Annotated in this window: 9 protein-coding genes, 1 tRNA gene and 2 rRNA genes (1 of these 12 running past the window's edge); all 12 read left to right on the forward strand. The window is 47.6% G+C overall.

The genetic code is table 11. From position 1 onward, the window contains the following. Positions 1 to 3: transfer RNA gene (locus B4V02_RS02680), tRNA-Ala, on the forward strand; it begins 73 nt to the left of the window's first position. A gap of 185 nt (positions 4 to 188) precedes the next feature. Next, positions 189 to 3,116 (forward strand): 23S ribosomal RNA (locus tag B4V02_RS02685). A 152-nt stretch (positions 3,117 to 3,268) separates the two neighbouring features. Continuing rightward, positions 3,269 to 3,385, forward strand: a 5S ribosomal RNA gene (gene rrf, locus B4V02_RS02690). A 172-nt stretch (positions 3,386 to 3,557) separates the two neighbouring features. Then, a complete protein-coding gene (locus tag B4V02_RS02695; protein ID WP_094153682.1) occupies positions 3,558 to 4,745 on the forward strand; it encodes a GNAT family N-acetyltransferase in 1,188 nt (395 codons plus the stop codon). A 565-nt stretch (positions 4,746 to 5,310) separates the two neighbouring features. Further along, positions 5,311 to 5,775: a CtsR family transcriptional regulator gene (locus tag B4V02_RS02700; protein WP_007432614.1), complete on the forward strand. Its 465-nt coding sequence runs from the start codon at positions 5,311 to 5,313 to the stop codon at positions 5,773 to 5,775. A gap of 84 nt (positions 5,776 to 5,859) precedes the next feature. Next, positions 5,860 to 6,384 carry a protein-arginine kinase activator protein McsA gene (gene mcsA, locus B4V02_RS02705; RefSeq protein WP_007432613.1) on the forward strand — a complete coding sequence of 175 codons (525 nt, stop codon included), beginning with the start codon at positions 5,860 to 5,862 and terminating at the stop codon, positions 6,382 to 6,384. 29 nt (positions 6,385 to 6,413) lie between these two features. Beyond that, positions 6,414 to 7,478, forward strand: coding sequence for a protein-arginine kinase McsB (gene mcsB / locus B4V02_RS02710; protein ID WP_094153683.1), 1,065 nt, complete (start codon positions 6,414 to 6,416; stop codon positions 7,476 to 7,478). Between the two features lie 44 nt (positions 7,479 to 7,522). After that, positions 7,523 to 9,967, forward strand: a complete 2,445-nt coding sequence (gene clpC / locus B4V02_RS02715; protein ID WP_007432611.1) for an ATP-dependent protease ATP-binding subunit ClpC — start codon at positions 7,523 to 7,525, stop codon at positions 9,965 to 9,967. Between the two features lie 241 nt (positions 9,968 to 10,208). Then, the gene (radA, locus tag B4V02_RS02720) at positions 10,209 to 11,582 is read left to right on the forward strand and encodes a DNA repair protein RadA (RefSeq protein WP_007432610.1); all 1,374 of its coding nucleotides are present in this window, start codon (positions 10,209 to 10,211) and stop codon (positions 11,580 to 11,582) included. Positions 11,583 to 11,594: 12 nt separating this feature from the next. After that, the gene (gene disA / locus B4V02_RS02725; protein WP_007432609.1) at positions 11,595 to 12,671 is read left to right on the forward strand and encodes a DNA integrity scanning diadenylate cyclase DisA; all 1,077 of its coding nucleotides are present in this window, start codon (positions 11,595 to 11,597) and stop codon (positions 12,669 to 12,671) included. A gap of 54 nt (positions 12,672 to 12,725) precedes the next feature. Further along, positions 12,726 to 13,472 carry a CDP-diacylglycerol--serine O-phosphatidyltransferase gene (pssA, locus tag B4V02_RS02730; protein WP_007432608.1) on the forward strand — a complete coding sequence of 249 codons (747 nt, stop codon included), beginning with the start codon at positions 12,726 to 12,728 and terminating at the stop codon, positions 13,470 to 13,472. Positions 13,473 to 13,662: 190 nt separating this feature from the next. After that, entirely contained in the window at positions 13,663 to 14,748 is a 1,086-nt protein-coding gene (locus B4V02_RS02735) for a PIN/TRAM domain-containing protein (protein ID WP_094153684.1), read from the forward strand. The last annotated feature ends 46 nt before the right edge of the window (positions 14,749 to 14,794 follow it).

Genomic DNA, 14,794 nt, shown 5'->3' on the forward strand with positions numbered 1-14,794 from the left:
CCAATACAATTTCATCAAAAATTGTATGAGTATCATTAACTCTACGGAGATTAACTGATAATCACACAGCTTTGCACCTTGAAAACTGGATACCGAAACAAAATTGCGTTTTAGAATATTCCTTTAAGCTGATCTTGTGTAAACAAGAGAAATAAAGGTAGCAAATCGTATTTACGATGTAGATACTAGGTTAAGCTACAAAGAGCACACGGAGGATGCCTAGGCGCCAGGAGCCGACGAAGGACGTGGCGAACAACGATAAGGCCTCGGGGAGCTGTAAGCAAGCATTGATCCGGGGATGTCCGAATGGGGAAACCCGGCTGTCTTCATCGACAGTCACTACTCACTGAATTCATAGGTGAGTGAGAGGCAGACCAGGGGAACTGAAACATCTAAGTACCCTGAGGAAGAGAAAACAATAGTGATTCCGTCAGTAGCGGCGAGCGAACGCGGATTAGCCCAAACCAGGGAGCTTGCTCCCTGGGGTTGTGGGACGTCTCACATGGAGTTACAAAGGAATCGGTTAGATGAAGAGGTCTGGAAAGGCCCGCCAGAGAAGGTAAAAGCCCTGTAGTTCAAAACCTGTTCCCTCCGAGACGGATCCCGAGTAGTGCGGGGCACGTGAAACCCCGTATGAATCCGGCAGGACCATCTGCCAAGGCTAAATACTCCCTGGCGACCGATAGTGAAGCAGTACCGTGAGGGAAAGGTGAAAAGCACCCCGGAAGGGGAGTGAAATAGATCCTGAAACCGTGTGCTTACAAGAAGTCAAAGCCCAATTTAGGGGTGATGGCGTGCCTTTTGTAGAATGAACCGGCGAGTTACGTTCCCGTGCAAGGTTAAGGTGAAGAGCTGAAGCCGCAGCGAAAGCGAGTCTGAATAGGGCGAATGAGTACGTGGACGTAGACCCGAAACCGGGTGATCTACCCCTGTCCAGGGTGAAGGTGCGGTAACACGCACTGGAGGCCCGAACCCACGCATGTTGAAAAATGCGGGGATGAGGTGGGGGTAGCGGAGAAATTCCAATCGAACCCGGAGATAGCTGGTTCTCCCCGAAATAGCTTTAGGGCTAGCCTCGGAAAATAGAGTCGTGGAGGTAGAGCACTGATTGGGTGCGGGGCCCGCAAGGGTTACCAAGCTCAGTCAAACTCCGAATGCCATAGACTTACTTCCGGGAGTCAGACAGTGAGTGCTAAGATCCATTGTCAAAAGGGAAACAGCCCAGACCATCAGCTAAGGTCCCCAAGTGTGTGTTAAGTGGGAAAGGATGTGGAGTTGCACAGACAACCAGGATGTTGGCTTAGAAGCAGCCACCATTGAAAGAGTGCGTAATAGCTCACTGGTCGAGTGACTCTGCGCCGAAAATGTAACGGGGCTAAACACACCACCGAAGCTATGGCTTGATGCTTTGCATCAGGGGTAGGGGAGCGTTGAATGCGGGTTGAAGGTGTACCGAAAGGAGCGCTGGACTGCATTCAAGTGAGAATGCCGGTATGAGTAACGAAAAGATCTGTGAGAATCAGATCCGCCGAAAGCCTAAGGGTTCCTGAGGAAGGTTCGTCCGCTCAGGGTAAGTCGGGACCTAAGGCGAGGCCGATAGGCGTAGTCGAAGGACAACAGGTGGAAATTCCTGTACCACCGTAATCCGCTATGAGCGATGGGGTGACGCAGTAGGGTAGTGACGCGGACTGATGGATGTCCGTCCAAGCAGTGAGGCTGGTGTGTAGGCAAATCCGCACATCGTAAGGCTGGGCTGTGATGGGGAGCGAAAATTGCAGTAGCGAAGGTCATGATCTCAGACTGCCAAGAAAAGCCTCTAGCCAGGAGAAGGTGCCCGTACCGCAAACCGACACAGGTAGGCGAGAAGAGAATTCTAAGGCGCGCGGAAGAACTCTCGTTAAGGAACTCGGCAAAATGACCCCGTAACTTCGGGAGAAGGGGTGCCTCGGTAGGGTGAATAGCCCGAGGGGGCCGCAGTGAAAAGGCCCAAGCGACTGTTTAGCAAAAACACAGGTCTGTGCGAAGCCGCAAGGCGAAGTATACGGGCTGACGCCTGCCCGGTGCTGGAAGGTTAAGGGGAGTGGTAAGCTCGCAAGAGCGAAGCTATGAACCGAAGCCCCAGTAAACGGCGGCCGTAACTATAACGGTCCTAAGGTAGCGAAATTCCTTGTCAGGTAAATTCTGACCCGCACGAATGGCGTAACGACTTGGGCGCTGTCTCAACGAGAGATCCGGTGAAATTTTAATACCTGTGAAGATGCAGGTTACCCGCGACAAGACGGAAAGACCCCATGGAGCTTTACTGCAGCTTGATATTGAATTTGGGTACGATCTGTACAGGATAGGTGGGAGCCGTCGAGCCTTGAGCGCCAGCTTGAGGGGAGGCATCCTTGGGATACCACCCTGATCGTATCTAGGTTCTAACTTGGTACCGTAAGCCGGTACGAGGACAGTGTCAGGTGGGCAGTTTGACTGGGGCGGTCGCCTCCTAAAGAGTAACGGAGGCGCCCCAAGGTTCCCTCAGAATGGTTGGAAATCATTCGAAGAGTGCAAAGGCAGAAGGGAGCTTGACTGCGAGACCTACAAGTCGAGCAGGGACGAAAGTCGGGCTTAGTGATCCGGTGGTACCGCATGGAAGGGCCATCGCTCAACGGATAAAAGCTACCCTGGGGATAACAGGCTTATCTCCCCCAAGAGTCCACATCGACGGGGAGGTTTGGCACCTCGATGTCGGCTCATCGCATCCTGGGGCTGAAGTAGGTCCCAAGGGTTGGGCTGTTCGCCCATTAAAGCGGTACGCGAGCTGGGTTCAGAACGTCGTGAGACAGTTCGGTCCCTATCTGTCGTGGGCGTAGGAAATTTGAGAGGAGCTGTCCTTAGTACGAGAGGACCGGGATGGACGTACCGCTGGTGTACCAGTTGTTTCGCCAGAAGCACAGCTGGGTAGCTATGTACGGAAGGGATAAGCGCTGAAAGCATCTAAGCGTGAAGCCCCCCTCAAGATGAGATTTCCCAATACGTAAGACCCCTTGAAGACGACGAGGTAGATAGGTTGGGGGTGGAAGTGCAGCAATGCATGGAGCTGACCAATACTAATCGGTCGAGGGCTTATCCTAAAGATAGGACGCAATGGAGTTTCGGATCCAGTTTTCAGGGTGTAACACCTTGAAGGTATGTAGGAATACATACGAAATACGCATTGAAATTCATTCACACGGCTGTGATGAACCGAGTTTCAATACGGAAGAATTTGCGAGGCAAATTCATGTTTGGTGGCGATAGCGGAGGGGTTCCACACGTACCCATCCCGAACACGACCGTTAAGCCCTCCAGCGCCGATGGTACTTGGACCGCAGGGTCCTGGGAGAGTAGGACGTTGCCAAGCAACAAACGAAGAGAGCCATGATCTCATTGAGATTATGGTTCTCTTTTTGCATATACATATATTTTAACGATGACTATCATTTCCAAGGTTGACAGAAAGAAAAGGCTTTGCGACACTCTAAGTGCACAATCTTTTTATGGAGACCTAAGTATACGAGCGAGGTGGCGAGGTTATGGAGATCAGACAATTACGAAGTGAGGAATTTGAAGCTGCTATTGGATTATCCCAATATGCTTTTCAGTTTACAATGTCTCCGGAGGATCTGGAGAAATCCAAGAAAAGGTTTAAGCCAGAACAAGCATGGGGCATTTTCGACGGGCTTGACTTGAATGCTAAGCTGACCTTGCTGCCTTTGCAGGTATACATACATGGTCAGGTTTTTAAGATGGGTGGTATCGCAGGTGTGGCAACATGGCCGGAAAAGCGTCGCGGGGGCATGGTTTCACGTTTGTTGACGCATGCGCTTAAAGAGATGAAGTCTGCGGGACAAAGCCTTTCATTTCTGCATCCATTCTCCTTTGCCTTCTATCGTAAATTTGGATGGGAAACGTATACTGAGTACAAAAAGTATGTTATCCCGATTGACAAATTTCCTGCTAAGCTTAAAACAGAAGGTATAGTCAAGCGGGATATTAAAGATATTTCTGAACTGAACCAAGTGTATCAAGCTTATGCTTCGTGTTATAATGGCACGCTGGTACGGGATAAGGAATGGTGGCAGGAGCGGATTCTAAATGAGAACTATCGAACCGTAGTTTATTACTCTGAAGCAGGCACCCCGCAGGGATATGCACTATACAAAATTGAAGATAAGCAGCTGAATTGCGATGAAATGGTATATGAGAATGAAACAGCACGTCGGGCTTTATGGACTTATTTTGCAAATCATGACTCCATGATAACCCAAGGTAAATTTATTTACGTTCCGGCAGATGACAATCTGCCATTTTTACTCGATGATCCGCGAGTTCAACAGGAAACGGTGCCTTATTTTATGGGTCGGATTGTGGATGCAGCTGCTTTTGTAGAGAAATACCCTTTTGAGGCAATTGGAGAGGAAACACGCTTGACCTTGAATCTGTCAGATCGTTATGCCCCATGGAATGAAGGAGTATGGACATTGACGATAAACGCAGAAGGACGAGGATATTTAGAGAGCGTAGATACAAGCAATTCTTCCGAAAACGTCATAGCAACTGACTTGAGTCTTGGCATCCAATCGCTGACGACTCTAATGCTTGGGTATCAGCTGGCCGATGATCTATATAAGTGGGGGCGTATTGATGGACGTGGTGAGTCTGTGTCTGCACTGAAACGTGTAATACCAGTAAAACAGACGCTTTTGTTGGATTTTTTCTAATCCCGGCCCAGATTTCATTCGAGAAACTGGTAGTATTGGCGACGGGAAGCACGATCCATTTGTGTAGTAGTACGAGAGTGACATAGCGGGCAGTTTTTTTAGGACTCTTTCCAGAATGGAGAGAGTTTTTTTCTTATATTGTATAAAACATAATTAGATTGCGAAAAATGGTATTGACCCCTTGGCAAAAATGAAAAGTGTGCTATAATGTGAATATAGTCAAAGAAAGTCAAAGTCAAGTAAATCTAGTGCGATCCATTTGAAGGTAATTATGCTGATTGGCCGTATAGAGTATTTTAACAGCAAGAAGCTAATGAAGATCGAAATCATTTGTGGATAGTTAGAAGCTGCCTCTTGTCAACATAAGAGAAGTGTATGATTTATCGCAAATATAGGTCACACTAGAGACTAAACGGCACGTTTTCAAGAGATGCAGCAGGGTGGAAGGTCCTGATACAGCTTAGATTCGTGACTTTACCGTTTGGTTAAGTTCAATATACGGCGGACTCTGAGGAGCGTGAAATGTACTTGAATACTTGCGTTTCCGTTAGTGGAGGATGATGAAATGCGCAATGTTTCTGATATTATTGAACAATATTTGAAGAACATATTGCTGGAAAGTCCCCAGGGTTTAGTGGAGATTCAGCGCAATGATTTGGCTGACCGCTTTTCTTGCGTGCCGTCGCAGATCAATTATGTAATTAGTACCCGTTTTACGCTAGAAAAAGGCTATGTGGTGGAAAGTAAGCGTGGTGGCGGGGGCTACATTCGCATTCAGCGAATTCAGTTGCCTGCACAGCATGCGATCCACACACACCTTCATCAGAGCATCGGGGAGGAAATTAGCCAATCGGCGGCAGAGGGACTGATTTATCAGTTGGAGGAAGCTCATTTTTTAAGCAAAAGGGAAGCGTGTTTAATGAAGGCCGCTTTATCGAGGGATACATTATTGCTGAAGCTTCCCTATCGCGACCAACTGCGAGCAAGGTTGCTTAAAGCTATGCTGATCTCGTTGCTGGCGACCAAATAGCCAGTAGCCATTAACCAGTGAATAGAGATTTGCGATTCAGATGTAGGGATTTGTGAAAATCCAGACGTTGAAGGAGGTGCTTTTATGCTGTGCCAAGAATGTAATATGCGGCCGGCAACTTTGCATTTCACCAAAATTGTGAATGGCGAAAAGACAGAGTTTCATATTTGTGAGACATGTGCGAAGGAAAAAGGGGAAATGCTCCCTGGAACACCTAACGGCTTTTCGATTCATAGCTTGTTGTCGGGGATGCTGGATTTTGACTCCAGTACCAAGAGCCACTCTTCAGGTCACACTGGTCCACAAAATCTGCAATGCAAGGATTGTGGCATGACCTATACACAGTTTAGTAAACTGGGGCGTTTTGGGTGCCCGTCGTGCTATCAATATTTTGACAGTCGTCTGGACCCTCTGTTCAAGCGTGTGCATGGCAGCACAGGTCATGTGGGTAAAGTTCCGGTCCGGACTGGAGGCCGATTGAAGGTCAAACGGCAAATTGACGATTTGAAAAAAGAGATGCAACAGCATATTGTACAGGAAGAATTCGAGGCAGCTGCCGAGCTTAGGGATCAAATCAGAAAGCTTGAAAAAGAAATGACTGAAGAGTAAAGTTTGTGAAGAGTAGGAGGGAATGCGTGATGCCCAATATCCGATTTACGGAAAAGCCGCTAAGTGATTGGATGCGTGGTGATGCTGAGGATTCGGAGATTGTCATTAGCAGTCGGGTAAGAATTGCGCGTAACTTGCAACATCTGCCTTTTCCCATGCTTGCTACCAATCAGCAGTCGGAAGAAGTGCTTCAACGCTTGACGGATATCCTTCAGTATGATGATTTGGGTCGTTTTGGTACTTTTCATACCTTGAAAATATCCGAGTTGGATGAGATCGACAAGCAGGTACTGGTTGAGAAGCATTTGATTAGTCCTAATTTGGCGAACGAATCTCGTAACGGTGCTGTGTTGATTAGTGATGATGAATCGGTTAGTGTTATGATAAACGAAGAGGATCACCTGCGTATTCAGTGCTTGTATCCGGGATGTCAGGTTAGAGAAGCTTGGGAACGAGCTATGGTCATTGATGATGCATTTGAAGCACATGTTGATTATGCATTTGATGATCGGAGAGGTTTTCTGACCAGTTGTCCGACGAATGTCGGCACAGGTATGAGAGCTTCGGTGATGATGCATCTGCCCGCATTAGTCATGACTCACCAAATCAATCGTATATTGTCTGCTGTTTCACAGGTAGGTCTTACGGTTCGCGGTATTTATGGTGAAGGCAGCGAAGCGGTCGGTAATTTGTTTCAGATATCCAATCAGATTACATTAGGACAAACCGAAGCGGAGATTATTGAAAATCTACATGGCGTGGTGCTGCAAATTATAGAGCACGAGCGTTCTGCAAGAGAACGGCTGATGAATGAGTCCATGCTGCGAATTACAGATCGAGTGATGCGTTCATTCGGTATTTTGTCATATGCAGCGGTGCTGGATTCGAAGGAGGCTGCGCAGCGGCTGTCCGATGTACGTCTTGGCGTAGATTTGGGGATTTTGGAGCGTCCATCCATCGCAGCGATGAATGAGCTGAATGTGATGACCCAACCCGGATTCCTGCAAAAAAGCTTTGGCGATAAAATGAACACCGGTGAGCGCGATATGTACCGGGCGAAGCTGATCCGGCAAAAATTAGGCTCAACCCTTTAATATATATTTTTATCTGAAATACACACTGTGGAGGTGCAGGATATATGATGTTTGGAAGATTTACGGAACGTGCACAAAAAGTGCTTGCCTTGGCCCAGGAAGAAGCTGTTCGATTGGGACATAACAATATTGGCACAGAGCACATTTTGCTCGGCCTCATTCGTGAAGGCGAGGGAATAGCAGCCAAAGCCTTGATCGGTTTGGGGCTGGGACTGGAAAAAATCCAGGATGAAGTGGAGACGCTTATTGGACGCGGTCAAGAGCAACCGACGAACATTGCCTATACTCCACGCGCCAAAAAGGTCATCGAGTTGTCTATGGATGAAGCGCGCAAACTGGGTCATACCTATGTAGGCACAGAGCATATTTTGCTTGGTCTCATTCGTGAAGGCGAAGGCGTGGCGGCCCGTGTACTGAACAATCTGGGCATCAGTCTGAATAAAGCGCGTCAGCAAGTGCTTCAATTGCTCGGCAGCAGCGAGGCGGTTTCCAGTCATCACGGTGCTCCGGCTAATGTCAGCACACCAACCCTGGATAGTCTAGCACGCGATCTGACGGCATCTGCGAAAGAAAACAACCTGGACCCTGTTATTGGGCGTAGCAAGGAAATCGAGCGCGTCATTCAGGTGCTCAGCCGCCGTACTAAGAACAATCCGGTTCTGATCGGTGAGCCCGGGGTAGGTAAAACGGCGATTGCCGAAGGATTGGCACAAAAAATTATAGCAAATGAGATTCCTGAAACGCTGCGCGACAAACGCGTAATGACACTCGATATGGGCTCTGTGGTAGCAGGCACCAAGTATCGTGGTGAATTTGAGGATCGTTTGAAAAAAATTATGGACGAGATTCGTCAAGCCGGTAACATCGTATTGTTTATTGATGAGCTGCATACGTTGATCGGTGCTGGTGGAGCGGAAGGTGCAATTGATGCCTCCAACATCCTGAAGCCTGCATTGGCGCGTGGAGAACTGCAATGCATCGGTGCGACAACGCTGGATGAATACCGTAAATATATTGAGAAGGATGCTGCTTTGGAGCGTCGTTTCCAACCGATTACAGTGGACCAACCTTCTCCGGAAGAAGCAATTCAGATTTTGTATGGTCTGCGTGACCGTTACGAAGCGCATCACCGTGTGAAAATCACGGATGAGGCTATTGAAGCGGCAGTAAAATTGTCTGATCGTTATATCACTGACCGATTCCTGCCGGATAAAGCCATTGACCTTATTGACGAAGCAGGCTCCAAGGTAAGGCTGAATTCCTACACCGTACCGCCAAACCTGAAACAGCTGGAAAACCGTCTGGAAGATATCCGTAAGGAAAAGGATTCAGCGGTACAAAGCCAGGAGTTCGAAAAGGCAGCAGCGTTGCGTGATACAGAACAAAAAATTCGTGAAGAGCTGGATGTTACGAAAAACCAATGGAAAGAACAACAGGGTCGTACAGATTCCGAAGTTACGCCGGAGGATATCGCTCAGGTCGTTGCAATCTGGACAGGTGTCCCAGTCAGCAAGCTGAAAGAGGAAGAAACACATCGTTTGCTGAATATGGAACAGCTGCTGCATGAGCGGGTGATTGGGCAGGAGGAAGCTGTTAAGGCAGTAAGCCGGGCCATTCGCCGGGCACGTGCGGGTCTGAAAGATCCGAAGCGTCCGATCGGCTCCTTTATTTTCCTCGGTCCAACTGGAGTTGGTAAAACCGAATTGGCACGTGCATTGGCTGAATCCATGTTCGGAGATGAAAATGCGGTTATCCGTATTGATATGTCTGAATATATGGAGAAGCACTCCACGTCCCGTCTGGTAGGAGCGCCTCCAGGGTATGTTGGATATGAAGAAGGCGGCCAACTGACCGAGAAGGTACGTCGTAAGCCATACTCTGTTGTGTTGCTGGATGAAATCGAAAAAGCACACCCGGAAGTATTCAATATTCTGCTGCAAGTGCTGGAAGATGGACGTCTGACCGATTCCAAAGGCCGTGTCGTTGATTTCCGCAACACCCTCATCATCCTGACCTCCAATGTGGGTGCACAGGCGATCAAACGCAACTCCACGCTTGGCTTTACAGCCGTTGTGGACGCTGGAGCGGATTACGATAACATGAAGGGCAAAGTGATGGATGAACTGAAGAAAAGCTTCCGTCCTGAGTTCTTGAACCGGATTGATGAAATTATCGTTTTCCATTCTCTTGAAGAAAAACATATCGCTGAAATCGTGTCGCTCATGTCTGAGGAACTGCGTAAGCGTCTGAATGAGTATGAGGTAGACTTTGATCTGACAGACAAGGCCAAGACATTCCTTGCGAAGGAAGGCTTTGATCCGGCTTACGGTGCGCGTCCATTGCGTCGTGCAATCCAGAAGCATATCGAGGATCGTCTGTCCGAGGAGCTGTTGACTGGAAATATTGCTAAAGGTGATTCTCTGCTCATTGATGAGGAGAATGGTGCATTGACAGTAACGAAAAAGGATAACGTATCCGCGAAGTCCTAAAACGTTTTACTAAATAAAGCTGTGCAAAAGAGTGTCTCGCAGGCTGAAAAGCCATTGCGAAGGCACTCTTTTTGTATATTGAACACTGGGAAAGTGTTGGATAAATGCTTTGGAAAAGTTTGTGATATTGCTTTACGTCCGCCAAGCTTCAATGGTAAACTTTTATTGTTGCAGCTCATTCCGGGCTGTAAAAGATAAATTTGACATCATTTGTCGTCAATAAGGAGCCAGGGATCAAAGTATGGCTAAAGTGAAAACTAAATTTTCCTGTACCGAATGCGGGTATGAATCGCCCAAATGGTACGGAAAATGTCCTGGATGCCAGGCATGGAATTCCATGGTGGAAGAAACGGAAAGCATTGTAAAAACTCAAGGAATGGGTTCTTCCCTTCTTACTCATAGCACAAAAGATAAGCCGCTCCCTATTATCGAGGTAGAGAGTGGCAAAGAAGCACGAATTTTGACGGGAATTGGCGAATTGAATCGTGTGCTAGGCGGAGGCGTAGTGCCAGGGTCCCTCGTTCTGGTGGGCGGTGATCCGGGAATTGGCAAGTCTACGCTTATGCTACAAACATCTAATGAGCTCGCTTTAACCGGTTTAAAGGTGCTGTACGTGTCTGGTGAGGAGTCGGTTCGTCAAACGAAGCTGCGTGCAGACCGTCTGGGTGCCTTATCTCCCAATTTATACGTATTATGCGAAACAAATTTGGAGACGATTGAAGAAGCAGTGGACAGCTTGAAGCCCGAGTTTTTGGTGATCGACTCTATTCAGACCGTATATTTGCCTGAGGTGACAAGTGCGCCGGGGAGTGTGGCTCAGGTGCGGGAGTGTACTTCACGCTTTATGCGAATTGCCAAGGGACTAGGTATTGCTACGGTGTTGGTAGGACATGTGACCAAAGAAGGGGCAATTGCAGGCCCGCGTCTGTTGGAGCATATGGTCGATTGCGTGCTTTATTTTGAAGGAGAGCGTCATCACACGTACCGGCTGCTGCGTGCAGTTAAGAACCGTTTCGGTTCTACGAATGAGATTGGTATTTTTGAAATGGCTGAAAGCGGTTTGCGTGAGGTGGCGAATCCTTCTGAGCTTTTCCTGTCCGAACGACCACTGGGGGTGGCTGGTTCCACTGTCGTAGCCAGTGTGGAAGGAACCCGACCTGTGCTGGTTGAGCTGCAGGCACTGATTGCAGCCACGCATTTTCCTTCTCCACGCCGAATGGGTACAGGAATCGACCATCATCGGATGGGATTAATCATCGCTGTGCTGGAAAAGCGAATGGGTATGTTTTTGCAAAATCAGGATGCTTATCTCAATGTAGCCGGAGGTGTAAAGCTGGATGAGCCTGCGGTGGATTTGGCTATAGCGGTGAGCATCGCTTCCAGCTTTCGGGATGCCCCTACCAAGCCGTACGATGTGATTTTTGGCGAAGTAGGGCTGACAGGCGAGGTGCGAGCTGTATCCCGAGCAGAGCAGCGAGTGCGGGAAGCGGAAAAGCTGGGTTTCAAACGGGTGATCATGCCGGAGAAAAGCTTGAAGGGCTGGACACATCCGAAAGGGATACAAATTATAGGAGTAGCAACGGTGGCAGATGCATTGGCAGCCGCATTAGATTAGGGGGCAATGAGAATGAAAGAAGCGAGCCAACTGGATAAAATGAATGATTTGCTGCGGCTTGTGGCACCGGGAACTCCCTTTCGCGACGGATTGGAAAACGTTTTACGTGCTAAAACGGGCGCTCTTCTGGTCGTTGGCTATAGCCCGGAAGTAATGGAAGTCGTGGATGGTGGTTTCTCTATTAACTGTGATTTTTCGCCGAATTATTTGTATGAATTAGCTAAAATGGACGGCGCAATCATATTGAGCGAAGATTTAAAGCGGATTTTATACGCAAATACGCAATTGATTCCTGACTCTTCTATTTCGTCGATTGAAACAGGAATTCGGCATCGGACAGCAGAGCGAGTTGCAAAGCAGACGGGCAAGCTAGTTGTGTCCATTTCCCAGCGGCGTAATATTATCACGTTGTATCAGGGAACGCTACGCTATGCGCTCAAGGAAATCGGAGTTATCTTAACGAAAGCCAATCAGGCGATTCAGACGCTGGAAAAATATAGATCCGTGTTGGGGCAAGCCTCGACGAATTTGACAGCATCTGAATTCGAAGAGCTGGTTACCATGCCGGAGGTCGTTAATGTCATCCAACGGATTGAAATGGTATTGCGTATTAAAATGGAAATCAAACGCTTTATTAACGAGCTTGGAAACGAAGGCCGGCTCATTAGCATGCAGATGGAGGAGCTTGTCAGCAATATAGAGGAAGAAGCCTGGCTGCTGTACAAGGATTATGCTAAAGACGACAGCGACGAGAAAATTCGTGAAATCATACTCGGACTCAAGCGATCTACGGACGACGAGTTGCTGGATGTGAACCATATTGTACGTTTACTTGGTTATCCGTCTTCGGCTGCAACGTCAGAGGAGTACATTGCTGCACGCGGGTATCGGGTGCTGAACAAGATACCGCGTCTGCCGAATGTGATTATTCATAATCTGGTGGAGCGGTTTGGACGTTTTACGCATGTGATGACAGCCACGATTGAAGAGCTGGATGAAGTGGATGGCATTGGAGAGGTTCGTGCGCGTACAATTAAAGAAGGTCTCAAACGGTTGCAGGAGCAAGTTTTCATTGACAGGCAAATGTAAATGTAATACAGTGAAAGGATTATAATGGAACAATTCATACATCGAGGTGAAGAGATGATTACCAAATCAATTCCGAACATGTTTACCTTGGGTAACTTGTTTCTCGGAATGATCGCCATTTTATTGGCCGTAGACGGAAAATACAGTCTTGCCGCTATTATGGTCATTGTCGCCATGTTGTTGGATGGACTGGACGGAAGAATGGCCCGGGCGCTGAATGCCCAGAGCGAATTCGGTAAAGAACTGGACTCCTTATCAGATATGATATCTTTTGGTGTAGCTCCTGCAGTTATTATGTACATGGTTGCTTTTCATGATGCCAATTCGGCTTTGGCTTGGACGGTTACGGCCATTTTTCCGATGTGCGGAGCTTTGCGTTTGGCTCGATTTAACGTACGCCCCGGTGTACCAGGTTATTTCACCGGTTTGCCAATTCCGGCAGCAGGTGGCGTATTAGCCACTTTGTCCTTATTTCATAACGATATTTCATTGTTATACATGTCGATTGCCATGCTGCTGGTCTCTTATTTGATGGTCAGCTCCATGAGATATCCGAATTTTAAAAAGGTCGGCCTGCCGAAAAAAACGATCTGGATCGCTCCTTGGGTCGTGATTGCAGCGGTAGTGCTGGCTGTTAAATTTCCCGATCAGCTATCGAAACTGATTTTTGTTCCACTGGTATTGTATGCATTGTATGGAATGAAACTGAACATCCGTAAGCTTTCACGCAGACGTGGACGTGATCGGGAGCGTTCCAATCAGGAAGAACAGGACGATCAATATCGTCATTCGCAACGTTAGTATCAGGCAAAAAATAAATGAGCATTTATTTCCTTGAATCATCTCAGGGAGATAAATGTTTTTTTTGTGCATAAAAAATGAAAACACAGGGTTAGCTGCGCGAGAATTGGATCATACTGGTAAGGAAAAAGGTGTATATCCAATAAATAGCAGGATGTATGAAAACAAATAAAGGAGGTATAGAGACTCGATGTGGAGAAAGGCTATTTTAACTTTTACAGGATTGTGCGGAGCATGGTTTGGCTATACGTTGTATTATCGGGTAGGAGGTATCGTATCATGGATGCCGCAGTGGTTGAATGATGGTTCTTTACCGGGAATGGCCGTTTGGATGATTGCGGGAGCAGTGCTGTTTATGGCCGGTTGCTCATTCGCAGGGGCATCGGTGGCGAATCGGCTGCAGCAGGGTATTGAAGGCCTGGTACGGATACCTATGAATGAGTTGCTGGCAGGGGTAATTGGACTAGCGGTGGGATTGATACTTTCCTTGGCAGTATACCCGCTCTTATCATGGTTGGGAGCACCCGGTCAACTGATTCAGACAGCCGTTACCATTGTATGTGGATATGTAGGATTGATGGTCGGTCTGGAAAAACGGGACGAGCTGTCATCCTTTTGGAGTTCTGGCTTTTTTGGCCGGGGAGCGGGCGTAGAAGAACGGAAGCTGGAGGAACATAAAATTTTGGACACCAGCGTCATTATAGATGGGCGTATTGCGGATATTTGCAAGACAGGCTTTATTGAGGGAACGATTGTGATTCCTGAATTTGTGTTGGAGGAGCTTCAGCATATTGCAGATTCATCTGATTTGCTTAAGCGTAATCGTGGACGTCGGGGTCTGGATATTTTGAATAAAATCCAAAAAGAGCTGGATGTGAATGTGCTTATTTATGAAGGGGATTTTGAAGAAATTTCAGAGGTCGACAGTAAGCTGGTCAAGCTGGCAAAGGTGCTGGAGGGTAAAGTTGTAACCAATGATTTTAACCTGAATAAGGTATGCGAGCTTCAAGGTGTATCGGTGCTGAACATTAACGATTTGGCGAATGCAGTCAAGCCTGTCGTATTGCCCGGTGAGGAAATTATGGTACAGATTATTAAAGACGGCAAGGAGCATGGACAGGGTGTAGCCTATCTGGATGATGGTACGATGATTGTTGTGGAGGGCGGACGTGACTATATCGGTTCCCTGATGGAGGTGCTGGTTACAAGTGTACTTCAGACCTCTGCAGGTCGTATGATCTTTGCTAAACCGAAATTATTGGAAAAAGCTCAATAAACGCGGTATGATGAAGTAGATGTGTTATCATACGGATCGTACAAGT

Origin of the sequence: Paenibacillus kribbensis (assembly GCF_002240415.1) — a bacterium.
Classification (GTDB): Bacteria; Bacillota; Bacilli; order Paenibacillales; family Paenibacillaceae; genus Paenibacillus; species Paenibacillus kribbensis.

Excerpts from the sequence above, each read along its gene's own strand:
- B4V02_RS02695 (WP_094153682.1), top strand. The coding sequence starts at position 3,558 with ATGGAGATCAGACAATTACGAAGTGAGGAATTTGAAGCTGCTATTGGA.
- B4V02_RS02700 (WP_007432614.1), top strand. The coding sequence starts at position 5,311 with ATGCGCAATGTTTCTGATATTATTGAACAATATTTGAAGAACATATTG.
- mcsA (WP_007432613.1), top strand. The coding sequence starts at position 5,860 with ATGCTGTGCCAAGAATGTAATATGCGGCCGGCAACTTTGCATTTCACC.
- mcsB (WP_094153683.1), top strand. The coding sequence starts at position 6,414 with ATGCCCAATATCCGATTTACGGAAAAGCCGCTAAGTGATTGGATGCGT.
- clpC (WP_007432611.1), top strand. The coding sequence starts at position 7,523 with ATGATGTTTGGAAGATTTACGGAACGTGCACAAAAAGTGCTTGCCTTG.
- radA (WP_007432610.1), top strand. The coding sequence starts at position 10,209 with ATGGCTAAAGTGAAAACTAAATTTTCCTGTACCGAATGCGGGTATGAA.
- disA (WP_007432609.1), top strand. The coding sequence starts at position 11,595 with ATGAAAGAAGCGAGCCAACTGGATAAAATGAATGATTTGCTGCGGCTT.
- pssA (WP_007432608.1), top strand. The coding sequence starts at position 12,726 with ATGATTACCAAATCAATTCCGAACATGTTTACCTTGGGTAACTTGTTT.
- B4V02_RS02735 (WP_094153684.1), top strand. The coding sequence starts at position 13,663 with ATGTGGAGAAAGGCTATTTTAACTTTTACAGGATTGTGCGGAGCATGG.